Source organism: Acinetobacter sp. 161(2023) (assembly GCF_037027805.1).
GTDB lineage: Bacteria > Pseudomonadota > Gammaproteobacteria > Pseudomonadales > Moraxellaceae > Acinetobacter.
This window is the reverse complement of the sequence record NZ_JAZEYD010000045.1, coordinates 1-1,274: the sequence shown is the minus strand read 5'-3', so window position 1 is coordinate 1,274 and position 1,274 is coordinate 1. Positions and strand designations below refer to the sequence as shown.

Sequence of the window (1,274 nt, the reverse complement as noted above, 5' to 3'; positions counted from 1 at the left end):
TGATATACGCTGAATTATCAGGAGACTTTCCCTTGGGAGATTCTAGGCAGCCAACTTATAAAAGTCTTCGGCCATTTGATTTGGTGTCTTAAAACCCAAACCCTTTTGAATTCTTCGATGATTATAAAATAATTCAATGTATTTTATAATATCTGCTTTGGCTTCTTCTCTGGTTTGATAGTTGTAATGATGCACTAACTCATTTTTCAGTATTCCCCAAAAGCTTTCAATCGGTGCATTATCGTAACAGTCTCCGCGCTTGCTCATTGAACCTTGAAAACCATATTGCTCAAGTATATTTCGATATTCATGGCTGCAATATTGACTTCCTCTGTCTGAATGCACAATCAGTTCTTTGGTTGGTTTTTGATTGTGAATAGCCATATTTAGCGCATTACAAACAAGCTGTGTTGTCATGCGCTCATTTAAGCTATAGCCAACCACTTGCTTCGTGTAAAGGTCTTTTACCGCTGCTAAGTACAGCCATCCTTCAACAGTCCATATGTACGTAATATCACTTGACCATGCTTGATTTGGTCTAGTCATTGAGAATTGTTGCTCCAGCAGGTTTTCATAGATCGCTCGATTATGGTCACTATTCGTAGTCCTTTTAAAACGCTTGTGTCGCTTACAATACAGGTGGTTCAGCGCTTTTATCTGACGTACAGCGTACATACTCATTTTTATACCCTGAGCTTGTAAGTATTTGGTTAATCGAATATAACCATAGCTCTGCCTTGTCTCCTCATGGGCTATTTTCACCAATATCGTCTGTTGATTTCGTTGAATCGTTCTTTTGCTCACGCCTCTCTTGAGCCAATCATAAAAACATGAAACTGAAACATGAAGTAATCGAGCCATTAAGGTAATTGGAAAAGAATATCTTTTTTGTTTCATATAGGCGTACCTTACTGACTTTCTTTGGCAAAGTACGCTGCTGCCTTTTTTAAAAATTCACGTTCCATTTCAGCTATTTTGAGCTGTTGTTTGAGTTTTTTATTTTCTTCGAGTAGAGCGTTTAGATCAGGTGAATACTGTTTTGTACCTGCTAAAGTTCCAGCCTTTGCTTTGGTATTCCAATTTGAAAGAGTTTGCATTGAAATGCTAAGTTGTCTAGCTGTTTCCGAGACATTGCCTTGATTGGCTTCAATTAATTTGATGGCTTCAGCTTTAAATTCTGTGGTGTAAGTCTTGTGTTTCTTGCTCATGGTAAACTCCTGATGAGTGTGTTTAGTTTACCAAGTTAAAACCTCCTGTTTTTTCAGCACACATCA

The 1,274-nt window shown here is 37.8% G+C and carries 1 protein-coding gene; it reads right to left on the bottom strand.

Features of this window, described 5'->3' with window-relative positions:
- Positions 1-42 precede the first annotated feature (42 nt).
- Positions 43-1,208 (bottom strand): IS3-like element ISAba22 family transposase gene (locus WA249_RS18865; RefSeq protein ID WP_085940844.1). Its coding sequence is split into 2 segments (ribosomal slippage): positions 43-950 and positions 950-1,208, totalling 1,167 coding nucleotides; the frame shifts between segments, so codons are not numbered across the junction.
- Positions 1,209-1,274: the final 66 nt, after the last annotated feature.